The organism is Pseudomonas sp. ES3-33, from assembly GCF_000952175.1.
GTDB lineage: Bacteria > Pseudomonadota > Gammaproteobacteria > Pseudomonadales > Pseudomonadaceae > Aquipseudomonas > Aquipseudomonas gregormendelii.
In genome coordinates, this window is record NZ_JZRI01000044.1 from 318,773 (window position 1) to 336,637 (window position 17,865).

A 17,865-nucleotide genomic window follows, 5' to 3' on the forward strand; every position below is an offset into this window, starting at 1 on the left:
GTTTTTACCAGATGCCGTTACGGACCCTTGAAACCTGGCCCCACGGCGCAATTATGCTGGACGCACAACACACGCGTTTTGCCTTGTGGGCGCCAGATGCGTTTGACGTCAGCGTCGAACTGGAAGATGGACAATCCTTACCGCTGCTGCCCCAGGCCCATGGCTGGTTCGTGATCGAGACGCGCTGCCCCCCCGGCACGCGTTACCGCTACAACATCGACGGCGAGTTGCAAGTGCCTGACCCGGCATCCCGGGCACAGTCCGGCGACCTGCACCTGCACAGCGTGGTGGTCGACCCCGCTGCCTATCAGTGGCAACACACCCGCTGGCAAGGTCGGCCGTGGCACGAGGCGGTGATCTACGAGCTGCACGTGGGTGCACTCGGTGGCTTCAGTGGCGTCGAGCAGCACCTGGCGCGGCTGGTCGACATGGGTATCACTGCAATTGAGCTGATGCCCCTGGCGCAATTCCCCGGGGAGCGTAACTGGGGCTACGACGGGGTCTTGCCCTACGCGCCCCAAGCCTCCTACGGCACTCCGGAACAACTCAAGCACCTGATCGATACCGCCCACGGCCTTGGCCTGGCGGTGATTCTCGACGTGGTCTACAACCACTTCGGCCCGGATGGCAATTACCTGCATCGTTACGCCAAGGGCTTCTTCAACGAAGACAAACACACGCCCTGGGGGGCCGCCATCGACTTCCGTCGCCGCCAAGTGCGCGACTTCTTCATCGACAACGCCCTGATGTGGCTGATGGAGTACCGCTTCGACGGCTTGCGGCTCGACGCCGTGCACGCCATCGAAAGCCCGGATTTCCTGCAGGAACTGGCACAACGCATCCGCCAGCAGACGGCTCCCGGAAGGCACGTGTGGCTGATGCTGGAGAACGAACACAATCAGGCCAGCCTCCTCGAGGAAGGATTCGATGCCCAGTGGAACGACGATGGCCATAACGCCCTGCACGTGTTGATCACTGGTGAAACCGATGCGTATTACGCCGACTACGCCGAACAGCCGACCCGGCAATTGGCGCGCTGCCTGAGCGAAGGCTTTGTGTTCCAGGGCCATGTCAACCGCCACGGCCAAACCCGCGGTGAACCCAGCGGCCACCTGGAACCCACTGCGTTCGTGCTGTTCCTGCAGAACCACGACCAGATCGGCAATCGTGCCTTCGGCGAACGCCTGCACCAGCTCGCACACCCGGATGCCCTGCACGCTGCTACCGCGTTGCTGCTGTTGTCGCCGATGATTCCGCTGATGTTCATGGGCGACGAGTTCGGTGCCGAAGAGCCATTTCTGTTCTTCACCGATCACCACGGCGAACTGGCAGAGGTGGTACGCGAAGGCCGGCGTAACGAGTTCGCAGCCTTCAGTGCATTCGCTGACCCGGAAAAACGCGAGCGCATCCCCGACCCTAATGCACCGCAGACATTCGAAGCATCGATTCCAGACCTGACACCCGCTGAAACCCCGGCCATCCATGCGTTGTATCGGCGCCTGCTAAGCCTGCGCCATGCGCAGATCGTGCCGCGCCTGCCAGGCACGCGCTCCCTGGGCGCCCAAGTGTTGGCCCACGCCGCGGTGAGCGCACGATGGCGCATGGGCGATGGCAGTGAGCTACGCATTGACCTGAACCTCGGCAACACGCCCGTGGTCCACACTTCTCAGGCCGGTGCCCAGGTGTTGTTCGAACACCCGGCACACGCGACCAGCCTGTTGGATCAGGGGCAACTCGCCCCGTATAGCGCGCTAGTCAGCCTCAAGGCCGCAGCCCCTTTGCTACCCCCGGATGGAGAGCGCCAATGAGTGATGCGCAACTGGAAATACTTGCCAGCCGCGCCGGTCTGGCAGTCGACTGGATCGACGCCAACGGCCGCCCGCAAAAAGTTGCCCCTGCAGTACTACGCAATGTCCTGACCGGTCTCGGCCACCCCGCCGGCACCGCCCTGGAAATTGACGCCAGCCTGCTGCAGTTGCAGGAAGTCCAGCAAACCCGCCACCTGCCGCCGATGCTCACGGCGGATGTGGGTGTCGGGGTCGATCTGGCGCGCTACTTCGAGCCCGAGACCCCGTGTGAAATCCACCTCGAGGACGGCTCTCGGCTCAACCTGAAGCTGGATGCCAATTCAGTGTTGCCGGGCCTGGTACCGGTCGGTTATCAACACGTCAGCATCGATGGCCAGCAATTTACTTTGGCCGTCGCGCCAGCCCGCTGTTACAGCGTCGGCGATGCGGTAGACAACCCGATTCCCCGCGCCTGGGGCTTGAGCGTGCAGTTGTACTCCCTGCGCCGCCCGGGCGATGGCGGTTTCGGTGATACCCAGGCCCTCGAAGACCTGGCCCGAGTGGCCGGGGAACGGGGTAGCGACGCCTTGGCGATTAGTCCGCTGCACGCCATGTTCAGCAGCGACACCCAACGCTACAGCCCGTATTCGCCGTCCAGCCGCCTGTTCCTGAACAGCCTGTACGCCGCGCCCGGCGCCATTCTGGGTGAGCGGGCGGTGCGCGCCGCCATCGACGCCACCGGCCTGGCCGCCGAGTTCAAGCACCTCGAAGAACTGGCGCTGATCGACTGGCCGGTTGCCGCCGAGGCCAAGCATCGACTGTTGCAGGCATTGTACGAAGGGTTTGTGCAGGGTGAGCATCCATTGCATCCCGACTTCAGCAGCTTTCGCCACGCCGGCGGCGAGGCTCTGGAAAATCATTGCCGTTTCGAAGCCATCCAGGAGTCTCGCGCAGCCAAGGGTGAAGCGCTCGACTGGCGCGAGTGGCCCGAGCAATGGCAAGACCCGCGCAGCGCTGCGCTGGCCGAATTTGCCGAAGAAAATGCCGGACGCATCGGCTTTTTCGCTTTCTGCCAATGGCTGATTACCCGTTGCCTGGAACGCGCACAAACAGCGGCCCGCGGCAGCGGCATGAGCATCGGCCTGATCGCCGACCTTGCTGTAGGCGCCGATGGCGGTGGCAGCCAGGCCTGGAGTCGCCAGGATGAGTTGCTCGCGTCCCTGACAGTGGGCGCGCCACCGGACATTTTGAATCGCACCGGCCAGGGCTGGGGCATTTCCGCGTTCTCGCCGGAAGGTCTCGTGCGCAACGGCTTTCGCGCATTCATTGAAATGCTGCGGGCCAACTTTGCCCACGCCGGCGGCCTGCGCATCGATCACGTGATGGGCCTGCAACGGTTATGGGTGATCCCCAATGGCGCGTCGCCTGCCGATGGTGCCTACCTCTACTATCCGGTGGATGACCTGCTGCGCCTGCTGACCCTGGAATCCCATCGGCACCAGGCCATCGTCCTCGGTGAAGACCTCGGCACAGTGCCTGAGGGTCTGCAGGAAAAACTCATCGCCCGCTCGATACTCGGAATGCGGGTGTTGCTGTTTGAACAGGATAACGCGCAGTTCAAGTCGATCCTCGATTGGCCGGACAATGCCCTGGCCACCACCAGCACCCATGACCTGCCGACGCTCAACGGCTGGTGGCACGGCCGCGACATCGACTGGAATGCCCGCCTCGGCATGACCGACGCCAGCAGTGAAATCGAATGGCGTCGCCACCGCGAACGTGAGCGTGAAGGCTTGCGCCGAGTGCTGGGCGAAGACCCGCAGAACTTTCGCGAAGAGTCCCATGAAACCGACCAGGTGCTCGACGCCAGTGTGCGCTTCCTGGGCCATACGCGCGCGCCATTGGTGCTGTTGCCGCTGGAAGACGCCTTGGGCATCGAGCAGCAGGCCAACCTGCCCGGCACCATTAACACCCATCCAAACTGGAGCCGGCGTTTGCCGGGCTACAGCGAGGCATTACTCGATGACCCCGATGCCGCCCGGCGTCTGGAACTGCTCGCCTGTGCGCGACTTCAAGCCGGTGAGCGTGACCAATGAACCAACCATTAATCCAACCGTTGCGCGCGACTTTGCGCTTGCAGTTCCATAAAGACTTCACCCTGGATCAGGCGGTGCCCCTGGTGCCTTATTTCGCCAGTCTGGGCATCAGCCACGTGTACGCCTCGCCCCTGCTCGCAGCGCGCGCCGGGTCCATGCATGGCTACGATGTGGTGGACCCGACCCAGGTCAACCCGGAACTGGGCGGCGAACCTGCGTTGCGCCGCCTGGTAGCGGCCTTGCGTGAACAGAACATGGGGCTGATCCTCGACATCGTTTCCAATCACATGGCCGTCGGCGGCAGTGACAATCCCTGGTGGCTGGACTTGCTTGAATGGGGACGCCTGAGCCCCCACGGCGAGTTCTTCGATATCCAGTGGCATTCCCCCGACCCCTTGATGGAAGGCCAGTTGCTGCTGCCGTTTCTGGGCAGCGACTACGGCGTGGCATTGCAGGAAGGCACCTTGCCCCTGCGGTTCGATCCCCTGCGCGGCTCGTTCCATGTCGAGCACTACGATCATCACTTCCCGATCTGCCCGAACAGCTACGGCGAGTTGCTCAGGAGCGATGACGAGCCGCTCAAATTCCTCGCCGATCGCTTCTCTGCCCTGAGCTACCAGACCGACGCCCACAGCCTGGCAGTACCGCTCAAGGAAGAGCTGCGCGAACTGGCCAGAGACCCGGCCATCCGGCAGCGCATCGAGCAGAATCTGCAAGGTTATGACTCGCGGACACCTGAGGGTTTTGAGCGCCTGCACTTGCTGCTCGAGCGCCAGAGCTACCGCCTCGCCAGTTGGCGAACAGCGGGCGATGACATCAACTGGCGGCGCTTTTTCGACGTCAACGAACTCGGTGGCCTTCGCGTCGAGCGTCCGGCCGTCTTCGAGGCGACCCACGCGAAGATTTTCGAGCTGGTGGCCGAAGGCCTGATCGACGGGCTGCGCATCGACCATATTGACGGCCTGGCCGACCCGCGTGGCTATTGCCGCAAACTGCGGCGTCGGGTCGACTCGCTGTCGCCCGAGCGCCACTTGCCAATCTACGTCGAGAAGATCCTCGGTGAAGGCGAAGCGCTGCATCGCGACTGGTCGGTGGACGGCACCACCGGCTACGAGTTCATGAACCAGTTGTCGTTGTTGCAACACGATCCCGAGGGCGCCCAACCTTTAGGTGAACTGTGGAGCAAGTACAGCGAACGGCCTGCGGACTTTCGCCAGGAAGCCCAACTGGCGCGCCAGCAGATCCTCAACGGTTCATTGGCCGGCGATTTCGAAAGCGTGGCCCAGGCACTGCTGCAAGTGGCCCGGGATGACTTGATGACCCGCGACCTGACTCTGGGCGCGATCCGCCGCGCGCTGCAGGAATTGATCGTGCATTTTCCGGTGTACCGCACCTACATCAGCCCGCTTGGACGTTCCGACGAAGACGATGTGTTCTTCCAGCAGGCCCTGGCAGGAGCGCGGCAGACCCTCGGCGAGGCCGACTGGCCGGTGCTCGACTGCCTGGCCGGGTGGCTGGGTGGCAAGCAATGGCGTGAGCGCCCCATCGGGCGCTCGCGCAAGATTCTCAAGCATGCCTGCGTACGCTTCCAGCAACTGACGTCACCGGCGGCCGCCAAGGCGGTCGAGGACACGGCGTTCTATCGTTCGGCAGTATTGCTGTCGCGCAACGACGTGGGCTTCAGCACCGAACAGTTCAGCGCGCCCGTCGCTGATTTTCACCAGGCTTGCCTGCAGCGCTTCGAAGCCTTCCCGGACAATCTGCTGGCTACGGCCACCCATGACCACAAACGCGGTGAAGACACCCGCGCGCGACTGGCCATATTGAGCGAGCGCAGCGCCTGGTATGCCGAACAGGTGCCGCTGTGGCAAACCCTCGCCCGGCCGTTGCGTGACGACGAGCAGATGCCGTCTGCCGGCGACGAGTTGATCCTCTACCAAGCCGTCCTCGGCAGCTGGCCGCTGGACCTGCGCAGTGACGATCAGGCGGGCCTCGAGGACTACGCCAAGCGCCTTTGGCAGTGGCAACAGAAAGCCTTGCGCGAAGCCAAATTGCAAAGCAGCTGGAGTGCGCCCAATGACGCCTACGAGCGAGCGGTCCAGGTCTTCATCGAGCGCTTGCTCCTGAGTGCCGAGGGTGAACTGTTGCGCTCGGCCCTGGCCAAGGCCGCCCAGGCACTCGCGGCACCGGGTGCCCTGAACAGTCTGGCGCAAACCTTGCTGCGCATGACGGTGCCTGGGGTGCCGGACTTGTATCAGGGTAACGATTACTGGGACTTTTCGCTGGTGGATCCGGACAACCGCAGGCCCGTGGATTACCACAGCCGGCAGCAAGCCATGGCACAACCCCGGGAGCTGACCGAGCTGTTGGCGGCCTGGCGCGATGGGCGCATCAAGCAGACGCTGATTCGCCGCACCCTCAACCTGCGCGCCGAGCATGCCCAACTGTTCGCCAGTGGCAGCTATCAGCCACTGGAAGTGGTCGGCAGCCAGGCCCACAGAGTGCTCGCCTTCATGCGTGAACATGCAGGCATCAGGGCGGTAGTGATCGTACCGATTCGTTGCGCCGAACTGCTGAAAAACAGTGCCCAGCCCTTGGTCGATGCGCTGCAGTGGGGCGACACCCGGGTCAAATTACCGTTCGAGGCATCCGCAAAAAATCTGAAGGGACTTTTTCCTGGTGCCACAGTCACAAATCACAAGGAGCTGAACATCAGCACCGCGCTGGGCGAATTCCCGGTCAATCTTTTTATCCAATTTTCTACCCAAGCTTGAGTTCAGTTCAGGAGCATAGCGATGAGTACCGACGATAAACGCGTTCGCGAATTTGCCTATCAGATCTGGGAGTCGGAAGGACAACCCGAGGGCCAGGAAGCCCGTCATTGGGAGATGGCTCGCAAACTGGCCGAAGCTGAAGCGCTGGCCCCCAGCAAGTCGCCCAAGGCGGCTGGCAGCAAAGGTGTTGCTGGCAAGGCTGCCAAGCCCAACGGCAAGCTTGAAGACAAACCTGCTGCCAAGCCCAAGGCCGCCGCCAAGGCCAAGCCTGCAGCCGCTTCTTCAGTGATACCGCCAGGCGAAAAGGCTCCCGAGAAAAAGCCGCGATCGACTAAAAAACCTTCGGTCTGACGACAGACTTTCTGATTTTGACTGGATTCATGGCGAGCTTGCTCGCCATGTCGGGGTCGTTCGCCCTGAAAACACTATCGCCACACCGTACTCGACCCCATTTGCAGGAGCATTTATGAGCAGTCCAAAAAAACCCGCGACAGAACCTCACGCCGAGGCCTCGCGAATTCGTGAGGGCCTGCCCTTCCCGCTCGGTGCTACCTGGGACGGCCTGGGTGTCAACTTCGCGTTGTTTTCCGCCAACGCGACCAAGGTTGAACTGTGTATTTTCGATGATTCGGGCGAGGTCGAACTCGAACGCATCGAATTGCCCGAGTATACCGACGAGATCTACCACGGCTACTTGCCCGACGCCCATCCCGGGCTGATCTACGGCTACCGTGTGTATGGCGCCTACGACCCGGCCAATGGTCACCGCTTCAACCACAACAAATTGCTGATCGACCCCTACGCCAAGCAACTGGTCGGCGAGCTGAAATGGTCCGAAGCATTGTTCGGCTACACCATCGGCCATCCCGACGCCGACCTCAGCTTCGACGAACGCGACAGCGCGCCCTTCGTACCCAAGTGCAAAGTCATCGATCCGGCGCACACCTGGGGCCACGACCACCGCGTCAGCGTGCCGTGGGACAAGACGATCATCTATGAGACCCACGTCCGCGGCATCAGCATGCGTCACCCTTCGGTTCCGGAAAACGTGCGGGGCACCTTTGCCGGCCTGATGGTGGACGACGTGCTGGAGCACATCCGCAAACTGGGTGTGTCGTCGGTCGAACTGCTGCCGATCCACGCCTTCGTCAACGATCAGCATCTGCTGCACAAGGGCATGACCAACTACTGGGGCTACAACAGTATTGCGTTTTTCGCCCCGGACCCGCGCTACCTGGCCAGTGGCAAGATCGCCGAGTTCAAGGAGATGGTTGCGCACCTGCACGAAGCCAATCTGGAAGTCATACTCGATGTGGTCTACAACCACACCGCCGAGGGCAACGAGCAAGGCCCGACCCTGTCCATGCGCGGCATCGACAACGCGTCGTACTACCGCCTGATGCCCGACGACAAGCGCTACTACATCAACGACTCCGGCACCGGTAACACCCTGGACCTGAGCCACCCCTGCGTCCTGCAGATGGTCACTGACTCTTTGCGTTACTGGGCCACGGAAATGCACGTGGACGGTTTCCGCTTCGACCTGGCGACCATCCTCGGGCGCTACCACGACGGTTTCGACGAGCGCCACAGCTTCCTGGTCGCCTGCCGCCAGGACCCGGTACTGCGCCAGGTGAAAATGATCGCCGAGCCATGGGATTGCGGCCCCGGTGGTTATCAGGTCGGTGGCTTCCCGCCGGGTTGGGTCGAGTGGAACGACAAATTCCGCGACACGGTGCGCTCGTTCTGGAAAGGCGATGACGGCCAGCTGGCGGATTTCGCCAGTCGCATGACGGCATCCGGCGAGATGTTCAACCAGCGCGGCAGACGCCCATATTCGTCGGTGAACTTCATCACCGCCCACGACGGCTTCACCCTCAACGACCTGGTGTCGTACAACGACAAGCACAACGAGGCCAACGACGAGAACAACCAGGACGGCAGCAACAACAACCTGTCCTGGAACCACGGCGTCGAAGGACCGACCGACGATCCGGAAATCAACGCGCTGCGCCAGCGGCAGATGCGCAACTTCTTCGCCACGCTGCTGCTGTCCCAAGGCACGCCGATGCTGGTTGCCGGTGACGAGTTCGCGCGCACCCAGGACGGCAACAACAACGCCTATTGCCAGGACAGCGAAATCGGCTGGGTCAACTGGGACCTGAGCGAAGACGGCAAGGCCCTCCTGAAATTCGTCAAGCGCTTGATCAAGTTGCGCCTGGCCTACCCGATCCTGCGTCGCGGACGCTTCCTGGTGGGCAACTACAACGAGGACATCGGCGTCAAGGACGTCACCTGGCTGGCCCCGGATGGCAACGAGATGTCCATCGAGCAATGGGAAGACGCCCATGGACGCTGCCTCGGCATGCTGCTGGACGGCCGCGCCCAGGAAACCGGGATTCGCCGCAAGGGAGCAGATGCCACCCTGCTGCTGGTGGTGAATGCGCATCACGACATCGTCAACTTCACCTTGCCGGAAGTCCCTGAGGGCGTGTTCTGGACGTGCATGGTCGACACCAATCAACCCTCGATCCGTGGTCAGGAACGCTTCGAGTTTGGCCATGAATATTCCGTGACTGGCCGCTCGCTGCTGTTGTTCGAACTGCAGCGTGAGGAAGACGAGTGAAATGGAGCTCAAGACCTGTCTTGATCGCCAGTCGACGGACTACGACGGCACCCGGGCACTAGGACAGTGCCTGGAGCAACTGGTGGAGGCAGGTCTGGATCGACTGCCGCTACCGGGGCAAGGCCACACGCTGGAGCGATTCCAGCGGTTGGCCGAGGTGGGCGGGCATGATCTGCGGTTGTGCAAATTGTATGAAGGGCACACTGACGCGCTGGCGATTTTCCAGCAACTCGGTGCGTTTGCGCCGCCGCCTGGCAGTACCTGGGGCATGTGGGCGGCCGAACCGCCGAATGCCCGGGTTCGGCTGACTCATTCAGCGCAGGCCGTCGCGCTCAATGGTCGCAAGGCCTGGTGCTCCGGCGCCGCCGTGCTCAGTCATGCGCTATTGACTGCCTGGGACGAACAGGACCGTCAACAACTGGTGGCAGTCGCCCTTGATCAGCCAGGAGTCACCGTGACCGATGTGGGCTGGCAAGCGGTCGGCATGGGTGCAACCGGCAGCGTCGAGGTCCTCTTCGACGACGCCCAGGCGACCGCCATCGGTAACCCCGGCGATTACCTGCAACGCCCCGGATTCTGGCAAGGCGGGATCGGCATTGCCGCCTGCTGGTATGGCGCGGCCTGCAGCATTGCCGAGCGGTTGCGCGAGCATTGTGCGCAGCGCGCTGAACCCCACGCCCTGGCCCATCTGGGCGCCGTCGACAGTGCCTTGCAAGGCGCTGCCGCGGTGTTGCGTGCCAGCGCCCTGGCGATAGATGCCGCCCCTCTCAAAGACGCCGAATTGCTCGCCCGACGCGCCCGTGCAGTGGTTGAAAACGCTGCCGAGCAAGTCATTCATCATGTCGGCCGCGCGCTGGGCGCCGGCCCTTATTGCAAAGACCGACAGTTCGCGCAACTGAGCGCCGACCTGCCGGTTTTTCTGCGCCAGAGTCACGCCGAGCGCGATCTCGCGGGTCTGGGCCACTTAATGCGTGAAGGGACATGGACGTTATGAAAACCAATCCAATTGTCGGCCAGGGCACGCCGCTGTATCAGTGGCAAGCCTCCAGTCAACTGGCGCAGCTGCCGGTGATCGATGTTCTGCAATTGGTCCCCGAGGGCTCTCGCGCGGTGATCATTGCACCACACCCGGACGACGAGATCCTCGGCTGCGGCGGTTTCCTGCAGCTGCTGGCCGAGGCGGGCCGTGACCTGCAGTTGATTTCGGTGACCGATGGCAGCGCCAGTCATCCGGGTTCAAAACGCTGGCCGGTGGAACGCCTGAGCACCGTCCGCCCCCAGGAGTCGGTGGAAGCGCTGCGGCGGCTCGGGTTGCCATTGCACAGCCTGAGGTGGTTGCGCGGTGGTTTTGCCGACAGCCAGGTGGCGGCCAGGGAGGACGAATTGAGCACATTTATCGAGCGTCATCTGCGCGCCAGTGATGTGGTGTTCACCACCTGGCGCGAAGACGGGCACTGCGATCACGAAGCGGTGGGGCGTGCCAGTGCCGAAGCGGTGCAGCGTGTCGGGGCGACTTTGCATGAACTGCCGGTGTGGACCTGGCACTGGGCAACGCCTGAAGACCGCAGTGTTCCCTGGCATCGAGCGCGCAAGATCCTGTTGTCGCCGCCGTTGATTGCCCGCAAACGCCACGCGATCCATGCCTTCGCCAGTCAGCTCGAGGGCGACCCACAGATCGGTTTGCCACCGGTGCTCGCGCCCTACGTGCTGGAGCGGCTGCTACAACCCTTTGAGGTGGTGTTCGTATGAGCGTCGATGATCGATATTTTGACGGCTTGTTTGCCAACAGTGACGATCCCTGGGCATTCCGCCAGCGCTGGTACGAACAACGCAAACGGGCCATTACCCTGGCTGCGCTGCCCCGTCCGCGCTACCGCGCCATTTTCGAACCGGGGTGCGCCAACGGCGAATTGAGCGCCGACCTCGCCACCCGCTGCGACCGCCTGCTGTGTTGCGATACCGCCAGTGCCGCCGTCGCCCTCGCGCGTACGCGTTTGAGTCCGTTCAACCATGCGCAGGTGCATCAGGCACGTTTGCCCGAGCAATGGCCGAGTGAGAAATTCGACCTGATCGTGATCAGCGAGCTTGGCTACTACCTGGACGCCGAAGACCTCAAGCGCCTGATCGAACAAGCCTCCCATTCCCTCACGGCCGACGGTCAACTGTTGGCATGCCACTGGCGCCCGCCTATCGAAGGTTGTCCCCTGAATGCCCGCCAGGTGCATGACCTGCTGCACGAGCACCTGCACCTGCCGCGCCTGGTGTTGCATCAGGAAGCCGACTTCCTGCTGGAACTATGGAGTCGCGAACCGCGTTCGGTGGCCACCCTGGAAGGCCTGCGAAGCAGCACCTGACGACGCCCCCACCTGTAGGAGCGAGCTCGCTCGCGAAGGTCTTGAACGGTAACGCGGCGCTCTCAGGCCATTCACAAACACGCTCGCTCCTGCATGGGAGATCGACATCGGCAAAAAATACGTACCAGATAGAACATGCACGCGACGAATCGCAATACATGAGCAATACTCCTTGCGCGGCAATCCATGGTTTGGAGCGTGCGCACCCACGCTCATACACCCGGAACAAGGACGTAGCCCGATGAAAACCGTTTCCTTCAGCGAAAGCAGCCTGCCTGCGCAGATCTGGAACAGCGCGGCGCAACTGGACAATATCCCCGTCATCAACACCCAGACCCTCGTTCCACCGGGCGCTCGCGCGGTGGTGATCTCGCCCCATCCTGGCGACGAAGTGATGATGTGCGGGGGCCTGCTGCAACTCCTCAGCGCCCTGGGCCATCCCCTGCAATTACTTTCCATGACCGACGGCAGTGCCAGTTATCCGGGCTCGCAACAGTGGTCGGAGAAACGCCTGAGCGTGTTTCGCTCCCAGGAAAGCGTCGAGGCCTTGCGCCGCCTGGGCATGCCGATGCACAGCCTGAAATGGATTCGTGGCGGCTTTACCGATAACGCCCTGGCAGAACACGAAGCCCAGCTGGCCGATTTCATCGCCCGCTACCTGCGTCCCGGCGACGTGGTATTCAGCACCTGGAGCGAGGACCGCCATCTGGATCACGATGCCGTGGGCCGTGCGGCGGCCAAGGCCGCGAAAAGAGTCGGCGCGGCCTTCAACGAAGTACCCATTCGCGCCTGGCACCGACCGATCCGCGACCGCGAGCAAATCCCCTGGCACCGTGCGCGCAAGGTGCGCCTCGACACCTGGACCGTGGCGCGCAAGAGCCACGCCACCCATGCCTATGCCAGCCAGCTCGATGGCGAGCCCGCCTTGGGCCTCGCCCCCCTGCTACCCCGGGTGCTGCTGGAACGAATGCGCCTGCCTTACGAAATCGTCTTCGTCTGACACCAATCCCTGTGGGAAAGGCTAATCCCTCCGAACACCGATCCCTGTGGGAGCAAGGCTTGCCCGCGATGACGGCGGCAAATGCTCCACCAAAAGCCTGTTTCCACAGCCAAGGGCCTGGACAACAATCGATCGCCGATTTTCGCTGAACTGCGCGCGCCCCCATCAGTCGCATAGATATGGAACCGCCTACCAGGAGTCAACGTGACCAGTGATCCAACGCAGCAGGCACTTGAAGACATGCCGCTGACTACGCCACCGGCCATCCACCGCCTCAGAGTGCTGACGGTCAACACCCACAAGGGCTTCACCGCACTCAATCGGCGCTTCATCCTTCCGGAATTGCGCGAAGCGGTACGCAGTACCTCGGCCGACCTGGTATTTCTCCAGGAAGTGGTGGGCGAACACGAGCGTCATTCTTCACGCTTCAACGACTGGCCACAGACTTCCCAGTACGAATTCCTCGCCGACAGCATGTGGAGTGACTTCGCCTACGGTCGCAATGCCGTCTACCCCGACGGTCATCATGGCAACGCATTGCTGTCCAAGTACCCCATTCGCGAATACCGCAACCTCGACGTGTCGATCACCGGCCCCGAACGACGGGGCCTGTTGCACTGCGTGCTCGATGTTCCGGGGCATGCCGAAGTCCATGCGATCTGCGTCCACCTGAGCCTGCTGGAAAGTCATCGCCAGCTGCAGCTCCAGCTGCTGTGCCAACTGCTTGAGTCCCTCCCCGATGATGCACCGCTGATCATCGCCGGGGACTTCAACGACTGGCAGCTGCAAGGCAACGCCGCCCTCGCCCGGCGCGACTATCTGCATGAAGCCTTTGAACGTCATCACGGTCGTCCCGCCAAGACCTACCCGGCGCGGTTCCCCCTGTTGCGCCTGGACCGCATTTACCTGCGCAATGCCAGCAGCCATGACCCGCGAATACTGGGAAACAAACCCTGGACGCACCTTTCTGATCACTTGCCGTTGGCGGTGGAAGTGCATCTGTAAGCTATAAATAAATCCGACCCGCTGTCATTTGTGTCAGTGGTTATCGGCGAGTTCTGTTGGTGCGGTAACAATTGAAGCGTTGGACGCCTTTACACACCTGGAGATATGCATGGACATTGCGACAGGTTTGCCTAAGTACCGTATCAGTGACTACCGTTTCAGTGCCCTCGCCGTTTCCATTTGTCTAAGCCTTGGATCGCCACAATTCGCTCAAGCCAGCTGTACCTTCACGCCCACCGCCGGCAACGATAACCATGTCTGCGACAGCGGCATCGGCGGCGCACTGACCGATCTCAACGGCAACAACACCCTGAGCTTTCCCACCAGCGGCACGGGCCAAATCATCGGCAACGTGAATTTTGGTGCGGGCAATGATGGCCTGGTCATGAATTCCGGGACATTGACTGGCACCCTGAACCAGGGTGATGGTTCAGACACAGTGTTGATCACCAACGGCGTGATCACCGGCGCGGTGAATCAGGGCAATCAGATCGATGACTTCGTCATGAGTGGCGGGCGGATCCAGTCCCTGGCCCAAGGCGACGGCCGCGACACCTTCCTGATGACCAATGGCACCATAGTCGGGGCCTTCGAGGACGGGGACGTGGCGAGGATGTCCGGCGGCACTATCGGTCGGGTCGACATGAAGCTCGACAACAACATCTTCGACATGTCTGGCGGCGAGATCATCGGCAATCTGGTGACCGGCTTCGGCCTCGACACCATCATCATCTCCGGCGGCAAAATCGGCGGCAACGTCAGCGTCAGCGGTGGCAATGACAGCATCACTGTCACCGGCGGCGAAATCGTCGGGGGGATTCGCGCCAGCGTCGGTGATGACATCCTCAACTGGAACGGCGGCGGGATCATCCGTTCGGCGATCCTGATGGGCGAAGGCAATGACCTCGCCACCCTTTCCAACCTCACTGAAACCAGCCTGGCACCGACGCCGAGCATCGACGGTGGTCCCGGCACCGACACCCTGAATTTCAATCAGACCACCACAGCCGGCGCCTCCCGCTACATCAACTGGGAGTCGCTGAACCTGAGCAATAATTCGCGCCTTGACCTGGCCAGCGATTCGCTGATCCTGGGTGACAGTGCCAGTGGCACCGGCGTGATCAACGTCGACGCCAGCAGCACCCTCACCTCGGTGCAAGGCAGCATCGCGCCGTTCACTGCGGGCCAGCTCGCGACCTTGAACAATGCCGGGACCATCGACCTTACCAGCGCCAATTCGCGCAGCAACGACACACTGACGGTACAGGGCAATTACGCCGGTAACGGTGGCAAGCTGCTGCTGCAAAGCGTGCTGGGCGATGACAGCTCCCCCAGCGATAAACTGGTGGTCAATAACGGTACCTTGACCGGCAGCACCGTCATTACCGTGCAGAACCTGGGCGGAGTCGGCGGGGTCACTCAACAGAACGGCATCCAGCTGGTTGAGGCACAAGGCTCGGCCGTGGCCAGCAACGGAGCCTTCGCCCTTAACGGCGGCCTGATTTCCGCAGGCGCTTTCGATTACCGTCTGTTCAAGGGCGGGGTAACCGCCGGTACGGAAAACAGCTGGTACCTGCGCTCGGCGGTGGTCGCCCCTGCGGTGACGACCATCCCCAATCCGGATCCGGCGTTGCCGCCTATTACGGTACCCGTCGTTGCGATACCGGTCGCCGCGCCCGCCCCTCCGGCTCCCACTCCTGAACCGGGAAGCCCGCCGCTACCAGCACCGGCACCGCTGCCGCCGTTGCCCGAAGCCGTTGCGGGTGCCGCGCCGATTCCCCTTTACCGTCCCGAAGTCGCCACCTGGTCAGTGCTGCCCCCTGCTGCGGCCCAGTTGACCCTGACAGCGCTCGGCACTTTCCACGATCGCCAGGGCGATCAACGCCTGCTCACCGAAACCGGGGCGTTTGGTGCGGGCTGGGGCCGGGCTTACGGAAAGAATCTCGACCAGACCTGGTCAGGCACCGTAACGCCGCGCTTCGATGGTTCGCTCAAGGGCTTTCAAGTGGGCAATGACCTCTACGGTTCCCAAACCTCGGGCGGGCACACGCAGCGAATCGGGTTCTTCGTGGGGCACACCGGCATGAAGGGCAATGTCGACGGCTTCAACGAGGGCTTTGAAGACAAACGCGCCGGCAAGATCGACCTGCGTGGCGACCATGTCGGCTTGTACTGGACATTGGTGGGCAACAGCGGCTGGTACTTCGATAACGTGATCATGTCGACCCGCTTTGATGGCGACAACCGCTCAGAGCGTGGCCTGAAACTGGATACCCGTGGCCACGGGCTCACAGTGTCCAGTGAAGCCGGTTATCCCATTGCCCTCAATGACACCTGGGTGCTCGAGCCCCAGGCGCAAATCATTCATCAGAAGATCTCGCTGGACAGCCAGGACGACGGGATTTCCCGGGTTTCCTTCGACTCCAACGGCGCATGGACCGGGCGCCTGGGGGCAAGGCTCAAAGGCAACTATCAGGTCGGCGGTCGCCCGCTCGAACCTTACCTGCGGGCGAACCTGTGGCATACGTTGTCAGGGACAGACACGGTGACCTTTGACGACGTCGACAGGGTCACCACTGAACAAAAAGCCTCCTCTGCCGACATCGGTGTGGGCGTGAATGTGAGCCTGGCTTCATCCGTCAGCGTCTACGCCGGTGCCGACTACAGCACCAATATCGACAGCCAGGACTTGCGCGGACTGTTTGGAAATTTCGGCGTGAGAATTAGCTGGTAGCCGTCATATAAAGGCTCTGGCGCGCGGTTTTTTGACGATGCCTCGTACAAACAACCACTTGCAAGCGCGGCGGAAATCAGTCACTTATGGGGCTTAAATTAGCCCTACCATTTATCGGCCATTTTCTTGACGCAATGTCAAGGGTCTTCTTAGCTACAGGTTACTACCCCCGGAACACTACCAGGAACAAGCCTCACACCGCTCATGCAGGGGCCGGTGCAGGTTTGGCCTACTCCATTCGGTCGCCCCTCATTCGGGGTAGGAGAGACGCCAAAGCGAGACAGCGCATGCGATTGCAAGGTAGACCGCCATGAGAACATCACTCCCCCCGCTTGAGATCAAAGCCACTTTCTACACCCTTTCGAGTTCGCTGCTGTTGTGCTCATCGGTGGGAGCACAGGCCGGGCCGGCGGAAGATGAGACCTTGCCCTGGTATCGCCAGGACGTCCCAACGATGTCACTACCTGCAATCAATATCACGGCCCCCTACCCCGGGCATGTCAGCGCAGCATCCGACGCCCACAGTTCACGCCTGACCATCGAAGACGCCGCACCCTCGACCTGGGACCAGCTCTACGGCAAGCCTTCGCGCCAGGCCCAGGACGACGTGCTGGCGCAAGGCTTTTCCGGGCCCGGTGCCAGCGAGTCCTGGGGCCCGGCGCTACTGACGTTGCAAAGTGCCGGCGGGCATACCCAGCGCGTTGGGCTGATCGGCGGCGTCAGCCAGTTCCAGAGTAACGGCAATGGCCTGCTGACCAGTCGCGCCCAGGCCGACCCCGCCACGGACACCCTCAACCTGCAAGGCCAGAGCCTTGGCGCCTACTGGAGCCTCACCGGAGCGCAAGGCTGGCACGTCGACCTGACGGCCAGTGGTGGCCGGGTCAACGGCTTCAGCCGCAACGAACAGGGCGTGAGGCAAGTGACTGAAGGCAGCGCGTTGACACTCTCGGTGGAAGGCGGATTCCCCATTGGGTTAAGCGATAACTGGGTGGTTGAACCCCAGGCGCAACTGATCAATCAACGTATCACCCTCGACACGCCCTACTCGGGTTCAGGCAATGCTTCGGCGAGCGACCTCAACTCATGGAGCGGCCGGGTCGGAGCGCGGTTGAAAGGGAGTTACGACATCAATGGCCTGGGGGTCGAGCCGTATGTGCGGACCAACTTGTGGCACACGGTTTATACCGGCAACACGGTATCGCTGGATCAGGTCGACAAAATCAGCAGCAGCCGCAAGTCGTCAACCGTGGATTTGGGGCTGGGATTGGTGGCGAAGGTGACACCGGCGGTGAGCCTGTATGTCAGTGCCGATTACAGCAGTGATGTGGATGACAACGATTTGAACGGGTTGATCGGCAGTCTAGGCGTGCGGATGCGTTGGTGAGGTTTTTTTAACAGCAAAAGATCGTCCGAACGCGGCCCGAGCCTGCGGCAGCTCCTACAGGGCATTGCGTGTAGGAGCTGCCGCAGGCTCGGGCCGCGATCGGAC

General features: G+C 62.1%; 12 protein-coding genes. All 12 read left to right on the forward strand.

Annotated elements, in window-relative coordinates:
- Positions 1 to 11 precede the first annotated feature (11 nt).
- The 12 genes from treZ to UB23_RS07125 all read left to right on the forward strand — a co-directional run bounded on the left by treZ (position 12) and on the right by UB23_RS07125 (position 17,760).
- Complete coding sequence (gene treZ / locus UB23_RS07070) at positions 12 to 1,808, forward strand: malto-oligosyltrehalose trehalohydrolase (protein ID WP_045058602.1); 1,797 nt, start codon at positions 12 to 14, stop codon at positions 1,806 to 1,808.
- Complete coding sequence (gene malQ, locus UB23_RS07075) at positions 1,805 to 3,883, forward strand: 4-alpha-glucanotransferase (RefSeq protein ID WP_045058603.1); 2,079 nt, start codon at positions 1,805 to 1,807, stop codon at positions 3,881 to 3,883. The genes treZ and malQ overlap by 4 nt, the downstream gene beginning before the upstream one ends.
- Positions 3,880 to 6,657, forward strand: coding sequence for a malto-oligosyltrehalose synthase (locus tag UB23_RS07080; RefSeq protein ID WP_045058604.1), 2,778 nt, complete (start codon positions 3,880 to 3,882; stop codon positions 6,655 to 6,657). The genes malQ and UB23_RS07080 overlap by 4 nt, the downstream gene beginning before the upstream one ends.
- Positions 6,658 to 6,678: 21 nt before the next feature.
- Positions 6,679 to 7,008, forward strand: a complete 330-nt coding sequence (locus UB23_RS07085) for a DUF2934 domain-containing protein (protein ID WP_045058605.1) — start codon at positions 6,679 to 6,681, stop codon at positions 7,006 to 7,008.
- 115 nt (positions 7,009 to 7,123) lie between these two features.
- On the forward strand, positions 7,124 to 9,283 hold the full coding sequence (gene glgX, locus UB23_RS07090; RefSeq protein ID WP_045058606.1) for a glycogen debranching protein GlgX: 2,160 nt from the start codon (positions 7,124 to 7,126) through the stop codon (positions 9,281 to 9,283).
- 1 nt (position 9,284) lies between these two features.
- Entirely contained in the window at positions 9,285 to 10,277 is a 993-nt protein-coding gene (locus tag UB23_RS07095; RefSeq protein WP_045058607.1) for an acyl-CoA dehydrogenase, read from the forward strand.
- Positions 10,274 to 11,032: a PIG-L deacetylase family protein gene (locus tag UB23_RS07100; protein ID WP_045058608.1), complete on the forward strand. Its 759-nt coding sequence runs from the start codon at positions 10,274 to 10,276 to the stop codon at positions 11,030 to 11,032. Before UB23_RS07095 ends, UB23_RS07100 begins: the two co-directional genes overlap by 4 nt.
- On the forward strand, positions 11,029 to 11,637 hold the full coding sequence (locus UB23_RS07105; protein WP_045058609.1) for an SAM-dependent methyltransferase: 609 nt from the start codon (positions 11,029 to 11,031) through the stop codon (positions 11,635 to 11,637). The genes UB23_RS07100 and UB23_RS07105 overlap by 4 nt, the downstream gene beginning before the upstream one ends.
- A gap of 241 nt (positions 11,638 to 11,878) precedes the next feature.
- Complete coding sequence (locus UB23_RS07110) at positions 11,879 to 12,637, forward strand: PIG-L deacetylase family protein (RefSeq protein ID WP_045058610.1); 759 nt, start codon at positions 11,879 to 11,881, stop codon at positions 12,635 to 12,637.
- Between the two features lie 204 nt (positions 12,638 to 12,841).
- Positions 12,842 to 13,642 (forward strand): endonuclease/exonuclease/phosphatase family protein, encoded by an 801-nt coding sequence (locus UB23_RS07115; RefSeq protein WP_045058611.1) that lies wholly within the window; start codon positions 12,842 to 12,844, stop codon positions 13,640 to 13,642.
- Between the two features lie 109 nt (positions 13,643 to 13,751).
- Positions 13,752 to 16,376 carry an autotransporter family protein gene (locus UB23_RS07120; protein ID WP_045058612.1) on the forward strand — a complete coding sequence of 875 codons (2,625 nt, stop codon included), beginning with the start codon at positions 13,752 to 13,754 and terminating at the stop codon, positions 16,374 to 16,376.
- 310 nt (positions 16,377 to 16,686) lie between these two features.
- Positions 16,687 to 17,760, forward strand: a complete 1,074-nt coding sequence (locus tag UB23_RS07125) for an autotransporter domain-containing protein (protein ID WP_045058613.1) — start codon at positions 16,687 to 16,689, stop codon at positions 17,758 to 17,760.
- Positions 17,761 to 17,865: the final 105 nt, after the last annotated feature.